At 58.8% G+C, this 6,251-nt stretch carries 6 protein-coding genes; 2 read left to right on the top strand and 4 right to left on the bottom strand.

All coding sequences use genetic code 11. From position 1 onward, the window contains the following. The first annotated feature begins 136 nt into the window (after positions 1–136). A complete protein-coding gene (gene msrA / locus F8N49_RS24400; protein ID WP_151552936.1) occupies positions 137–802 on the top strand; it encodes a peptide-methionine (S)-S-oxide reductase MsrA in 666 nt (221 codons plus the stop codon). A 123-nt stretch (positions 803–925) separates the two neighbouring features. On the opposite strand, the gene F8N49_RS24395 is transcribed toward msrA, so the two are convergent. Beyond that, on the bottom strand, positions 926–1,765 hold the full coding sequence (locus F8N49_RS24395; RefSeq protein ID WP_151552934.1) for a 23S rRNA (adenine(2030)-N(6))-methyltransferase RlmJ: 840 nt from the start codon (positions 1,763–1,765) through the stop codon (positions 926–928). 408 nt (positions 1,766–2,173) lie between these two features. Here F8N49_RS24395 and F8N49_RS24390 point away from each other — a divergent pair, with 408 nt between their 5' ends. Beyond that, complete coding sequence (locus tag F8N49_RS24390) at positions 2,174–2,587, top strand: hypothetical protein (RefSeq protein ID WP_151552931.1); 414 nt, start codon at positions 2,174–2,176, stop codon at positions 2,585–2,587. A gap of 94 nt (positions 2,588–2,681) precedes the next feature. Here the strand turns inward: F8N49_RS24390 and F8N49_RS24385 are convergent, their stop codons facing one another. The 3 genes from F8N49_RS24385 to tssI form a co-directional block, all read right to left on the bottom strand. Next, a complete protein-coding gene (locus tag F8N49_RS24385) occupies positions 2,682–3,002 on the bottom strand; it encodes a hypothetical protein (RefSeq protein WP_122751665.1) in 321 nt (106 codons plus the stop codon). A 331-nt stretch (positions 3,003–3,333) separates the two neighbouring features. Then, on the bottom strand, positions 3,334–4,032 hold the full coding sequence (locus F8N49_RS24380; RefSeq protein ID WP_372241047.1) for a DUF4123 domain-containing protein: 699 nt from the start codon (positions 4,030–4,032) through the stop codon (positions 3,334–3,336). 4 nt (positions 4,033–4,036) lie between these two features. Continuing rightward, on the bottom strand, positions 4,037–6,052 hold the full coding sequence (tssI, locus tag F8N49_RS24375; protein WP_151552925.1) for a type VI secretion system tip protein TssI/VgrG: 2,016 nt from the start codon (positions 6,050–6,052) through the stop codon (positions 4,037–4,039). Positions 6,053–6,251 lie beyond the last annotated feature (199 nt).

Below are 6,251 nucleotides of genomic sequence, written 5' to 3'. Positions count from 1 at the left end.
TGATCTGGTTTTTAAAAAGCAAAATCAAAAGATCGCAGCCTTCGGCAGCTCCTACATTGGGTAGTGATTAACTCGGCATCATTCGGCACACTGGCGGTCTGACTTTTTACCTCCAACCTGACTGAGAGGAACGCTCATGGTTCTGCGCTCGGAAATTCTGGTGAACAAAAACGTGCTTCCAACCAAAGAACAAGCCCTGCCCGGCCGCGAAACCGCGATGACCCTGCCGGAAAAACACTTCGTCTTCGAAGACACCCCGCTGCTCGGTCCATTCTTTCAGGACGTCGACTTTGCGATTTTCGGTCTGGGTTGCTTCTGGGGCGCGGAACGACGTTTCTGGCAGCGCGAAGGTGTGGTCAGCACCGTGGTCGGTTACGCCGGCGGCTTCACGCCGAATCCGACGTACGAAGAAGTCTGCTCGGGCCTGACCGGCCACGCCGAAGTGGTATTGGTGGTGTATGACAAGGCCCAAGTCAACTATGAAGAGCTGCTGGCGATGTTCTGGGAACTGCACAACCCGACTCAGGGCATGCGTCAGGGCAACGACATCGGCACTCAGTACCGCTCGGTGATCTACGCGACCTCGCCTGAGCATCTGGACGCGGCGCTGAAGAGCAAGGCTGTGTATCAGGCGGAACTGTCGAAGGCGGGTCTGGGCGAAATCAGCACCGAGATCGAACAGGCGCCGACCGTGTACTTCGCCGAGACGTATCACCAGCAATATCTGGCGAAGAACCCTGAGGGTTATTGCGGGATTGGCGGCACCGGCGTGTGCATGCCTGCGAGCCTGGCGGGCAACTAGCCCGACTGATCGTTCCCACGCTCTGCGTGGGAATGCAGCCCGGGACGCTCCGCGTCCTGACAGCGGACGCAGAGCGTCCATTGAGGCATTCCCACGCGGAGCGTGGGAACGATCGCTCGGCGATCAGCTCTCGGCAATCAGCCAATCCATCTGCCAGCCACCCTGAGTCTGCCCCAGCTTCTTCGACAACCACGGCAGCAGCTCACGCAATTCTTCCTCCAGCCCCCACGGCGGATTGGCGATCGCCAGCCCGGAACCGTTCAGGCTGTTCGGCGTGTCCAGTGGATGCACCAGCAGCTCCACACGCAGCAACTTCGGCGCACCGGTACCTGCCAGGTCCTGATAGAAACGCCGCAGTGCACGCTGATCCTTCACCGGATACCAGATCGCTGCCACGGTCTGGCGCATGCGGCCGATGGCTTCTTTCATCGACGCCGCGCAACGCTGCATCTCGTCCAGTTGCTCGAACGGCGGATCGATCAGCATCACCGCGCGCTTCTCCTGCACCGGCAACATCGCCCGCGCCACGTGCCAGCCCTCGCCCAGATGCACTTTTACCCGACGATCGCCGGCCATGTTGTCCTTGAGCAACACGCCATCTTCGGGATGCTTCTCGTTGAGCGTCACCCGATCCTGCGGCCGCGTCAGGCGCCGCGCCAGCTCCGGCGAACCCGGGTAGTAGCGCAACTGGCCATCCGGGTTCATCTCGTGCAGCACCTTCATGTAATCAGCGGTCAGCGCCGGCAGGTCCGGCTGATCCCACAACCGCGCAATGCCCTCCAGGTACTCGCCGGTGCGATTGGCCTGATCGCCGTGCAAGTCATACAGACCAATGCCGGCGTGCGTGTCGAGATAGGCAAACGGCTGCTCCTTGCGCGACATCAGAGCGATGAGGCGGGTCAAGGTCAGGTGTTTGAACACATCGGCGTGATTGCCGGCATGGAAGGCGTGACGATAATTCATGGCTGCTCCTGCGAGGGCCGCAAAGTTTACCTTTTACCGGGCGGCAAGTCAGGGGCTGGCGGCTGAGCGGACAAAAGCCTGCCCCTCACCCTAACCCTCTCCCGGAGGGAGAGGGGACTGACGGTGGTGATCTTGCGAGTTACATCGACCTGAGTGATCGACTTGATCTCAGGCTTGGCCAAGCGTAGATAAGCGCCCAAGTCGCAAGTCGTCACACGACCAGTCCCCAGAAAGAACACCACCATCCAGGCTTGGCCAAGCGAAGTTCACCCCTGAAGTCGCAGGTCGGGATACATCACCCAGACAACTCGGTCAGTCCCCTCTCCCTCTGGGAGAGGGCTAGGGTGAGGGGCTTTGCTTTTATGGCGTTAAACTGGCTAACCATCAACGACAGGAAGTCAAAAATTCATGCGATATCTGATCATCTGTTTACTCGGCCTTCTTAGTCCATACCTCGCCCTTGCCGACGAAACCCACATTGAACAGGCACGCCAGACACTAAAGAACTACGGGCTGAGCCACTGCATCCTGAAGCCATTCAACGAACGCTCAGCGCTGGAAAAAGACATTGCACTGTCCGCCAATGCCTATTCGTTCATGGGCAAAGGCATGCATACCATCCTGCAAAATGAAGACACGCTGCAAGTGCTGCACGATCCCTATAAAGAAACACTGAGCTACATATCGGCGGCTTACCAGCAGACACCTTCACGCAGCAAACACTCAAATGAAAAAGTGGTGTTCCTTGCGTGCCTGAAGATCTACAACTCCGAAGCGTTCAACCGCTTTATCAAAACCCAAGATGCCTACATCTCTGACTGACCCCCCGATTTCAATCAATCAAAAGATCGCAGCCTTCGGCGGCTCCTACATGGGATAGGCGCTCACTCTGCCGAAGGCTGCGGCCTTTCGATCTTCAGGCGGGCAAGCTGCGCAAGCGCTTGCCGATGACATCCAGCACATCACAGCCATCACGCAATGGGATGGCGCACAGCAGGGCGAAGTCGCTGAGGATCACGGAGTCGCATTCGATCGAGCCGCGCATGCACATGTTTTCCAAGACCTGGACCACGGCGCGGATGCGGTGGTTGGCAGCGTCCATGAGGATGTCGAGGGGCACGTGAGTGTCGACGAACAGGCTGGGCATGTCGCTGCAATTGCCGGTGAGGGCCATGAAGCGGTTGTCGGGGTGAGGCGTGATTTTTTCGTAGGGTGAATCAGTATGCATATTGGTCATTTTCCGGGCCCCATGATTGATAAAGGTGAGCCGCCATCACACCTTCCTACGGGTTAGGGTGGCAGCTGTGCGCAGGAGTAGGAACCGAGCAATCATGGACCTCGGCCACGCCGAAGCGTGCCCCACGCACAGCCGCCGCGAACGATCTTACGGACTTGAACCAAGTGCCGCAAAAAGCCAACGAACTGTAACGTCATGAATGCGGGGATCCTTCACCCTGCCACCGCTCTCGCAGTGACAACGAAAAGACTATCCCTGCAACTCACCACGCACCAGTTCATGAAAGCCACCGCGATTCGAAGGAAACGTCCGAAGCGTTTGCCCCGAAATTTCACTCTGCCTCTGCCAGCAAAAACTCCAGAAGCGCCGATCGTGACGAATCTTCCGACATCGATAATTTGAAAAACTGCCCGACCTTGCAGCGCAAAACAGCCTCGGGAAACGCCTCGAACACGGCCGGTTGCTCCTCGCTCAGCCATTGCAAAGCATTGGCGATGCGTACGCTTGCATCAGTCTGCGCCAACAGCGATTGCGGCACGCTCCACCACGGAAAGACCCGCCCCGAAACCAGCGCACGGCCCCCGATTTCAATGGCCTGGCCATTGATCAAGGCTCGTGAAACGACTGGCAGCCATTGCGCGGGAATGACCTCGTCAGAGTGCAAAAGAGGCAGCAGAAACCGACCATCCCAAAAGCGGAAAAACACCGCTTTACCGTCCGGCATCAGCACTTGAGTCAGGCTGCGGAAATGTTCGACCAGCACTTCCAAATCTGCCGAAGACACCGCCAACCATCCCCAATCCCGGGATTCTGTTTCCGCCACCCAACGTAAAAACTCACTGTCTGCAGCGACAATTCCCACATAGGGCATCACCGCGTCCCACTCGGCATAAATGGTCTCGGCCCAGACTGGATTCGCTGTGCCCTGCCAAGCTTTGAATGCATTGGCGTCGCTGGCGCGGCTGAAAATGGCGAACAGTTGTTCCGACGCATGCAGCGGCTGCCGTGCCAGCCATTGTTCGGGCGTCATTTGTTCAGGCTGCACAGACACCGTCCTTGCACCGCTCACACTCTTCGCAGAAAGGCGCATCACCTTTGAGACTCATGATCTGTGCCGCGATGAGAACCGCCGCCGGCGCAGCGGCCAGTTTCTCCGGCAAGCCCGGCACCACCGGTGCCGCACTCGTTGCCGCCATTGGCGAGCCACCCACAACAATCGGCACGCTGCTGAAAATTCCGCCGGGGCCGATGTTGATCCACTGTCCGCCGGCCTGAATCGTCGCGCTCGCGCCGCCATCAATGACCACTTGCTGGCCTGCGCTGATATGGATCTGCGCCGAGGCGCTGGTGGCCTGGCTGTTTACCCGAACCTGTCGGTCGCCGAGCACGGACAAATGATCATCCTGCCTGACTTCGGTCTGGCGCTGGCCGTGGGTGATGCGCTGTTCGTCGGCCTTGAGTTCATGGCGGGCAGTCCCTGTGACCACCACACTGCGCTGATTATCAACCTGCAACTGCTGGTCATTGAGCACATGCTGGGTCCAGTTGCGCTGGGCACGCAGGTAGATTTCCTCGGCGCCTTTTTTATCCTCGATGCGCAGTTCGTTATAACCGCCACCGCCTGGGCTGCTCTGGCTGCGGAACACGCTTCGGGTCTTGTCTGCCGGCAGATCCAGCGGCACCGGGGTCGCCGCATTCGGCAGACACCCCATGACCAGCGGCTTGTCGGCATCGCCATCAATGAAGCCGACCAGCACTTCCATGCCGACTCGCGGAATCAACACGCTGCCGTAGTGATCGTGAGCCCAACCGGTCGCGACGCGCAGCCAGCAACTGGAGTGCTCGTTGAGTTCGCCATCACGATCCCAGGCCAGTTGCACTTTGACCCGGCCATATTCATCGCAATGGATTTCCAGGTCTTTCGGGCCGGTGACCACGGCAGGTTGGTAGCCCGACATGCGCGGTTTTTCCGGGCACAGCGCCGGACGAAAGACCACGTCCCACGGCGTGGCGACGAAAGTATTGCGGTAGCCCTGGAAGGATTCGCCATCGCTGGTCACCGATTCCTCAAGCACCTGCGGCTGACGGCCGCGATGCTCGACACAGGTGAGCAACCACAGATCATTCCAGTCGCTGCGCGGATGCTCGGTGAGTTGCAGAAAATGCCCGCAGACCAATGAAGACTCGTCGCTGCTGCCCTCGGCCTGACGGTAATCGGCAACGTGCCGTTCCAGCGCGCGGCGCGTCAGGTGTCTGCCGGTTTCGCGATCGTTGAATTGGCCCGGAAAGAGGTAGTCCTCCAGCACTGGACGCTGCTCGCCGTCACTGCGACTTTCCAGAGACAGCCGTGGTTTTTCGAAGTTGTAGTCGCGCCGGGTAACGACGCTGGTGCGGGTTTCCACGCGCACGTTAAAACGTTGAATCGCCGGCGCGCCAGCCGACATGCCGCTGCCCGGCAAATACAGCGTTGGCGCGGGCAGCTTGGGGAATACAGTCTGGTCGTCGCCGAACACCAGCAAATGGCCTTCGGGGCTGTGTTGAAAGTGGTAATGAATGCCGACTTCGGCACACAGGCGCTGGATAAAGGCCAGATCGCTTTCGGCGTATTGCACGCAGTATTCGCGCTCCGGATATTCGCTGCCCAGGCGAAATTCAAAGGCATCGCGCAGGATCGAATGGTCCTTGAGGATCTGCGTGATGATCTGCGGCACGCTCTGATGCTGAAAAATACGCTGGTTGATGCGATGCCCCAGATACGTCAGACGCGGGACAAGGCTGAGGTGATAGCGTGTCAGACGTTTCCCGGAGTCGCCCTGCCCGACCTGATAGATCTGACCATGAATACCGCAACCCTGAGCATCGAAACTCAGAAACGCCTGACCATGCAGCAGGCTTTCCAGATCCAGGTCCGGCCGCTCGCTGACCAGTTCCAGCTCGAAGCGAAAGGGTTGGCTGATGGCTTCCCTGCCCGTGAACTCAAGGACTTTGAGGTCATGCCGGGCGCCTTCGAGTGTCAACGTGAAACGCGGTTGATTGGCAGGCGCGAACATCCGATGTCTCTCTGCAGTGTGAGGGCGGGCGATTCTGCATGAGGGGCAAGGGGTGCTGAGCAGGTGACGGGAAATTCAGATTTGCCCTACGTGGTTTGCTGAAAGGACCTTTAGAAATTAGCACTTGGACTACAGACATTCCTTCAAGCCGGTCAGAGTCCCTGTGGGAGCTGGCTTGCCAGCGATGAGGTCGGCACAT

Origin of the sequence: Pseudomonas sp. GXM4, from assembly GCF_008923895.1 — a bacterium.
In the GTDB taxonomy this organism is placed as follows: domain Bacteria; phylum Pseudomonadota; class Gammaproteobacteria; order Pseudomonadales; family Pseudomonadaceae; genus Aquipseudomonas; species Aquipseudomonas atacamensis.
Note: the sequence above shows the minus strand (reverse complement) of the source record. Positions and strands in the feature narration are given on the sequence as shown.

What these genes read in the sequence shown, in the direction of transcription:
- msrA (WP_151552936.1), top strand. Translation starts at nt 137, where the DNA reads ATGGTTCTGCGCTCGGAAATTCTGGTGAACAAAAACGTGCTTCCAACC.
- F8N49_RS24395 (WP_151552934.1), bottom strand. Translation starts at nt 1,765, where the DNA reads ATGAATTATCGTCACGCCTTCCATGCCGGCAATCACGCCGATGTGTTC.
- F8N49_RS24390 (WP_151552931.1), top strand. Translation starts at nt 2,174, where the DNA reads ATGCGATATCTGATCATCTGTTTACTCGGCCTTCTTAGTCCATACCTC.
- F8N49_RS24385 (WP_122751665.1), bottom strand. Translation starts at nt 3,002, where the DNA reads ATGACCAATATGCATACTGATTCACCCTACGAAAAAATCACGCCTCAC.
- F8N49_RS24380 (WP_372241047.1), bottom strand. Translation starts at nt 4,032, where the DNA reads ATGACGCCCGAACAATGGCTGGCACGGCAGCCGCTGCATGCGTCGGAA.
- tssI (WP_151552925.1), bottom strand. Translation starts at nt 6,052, where the DNA reads ATGTTCGCGCCTGCCAATCAACCGCGTTTCACGTTGACACTCGAAGGC.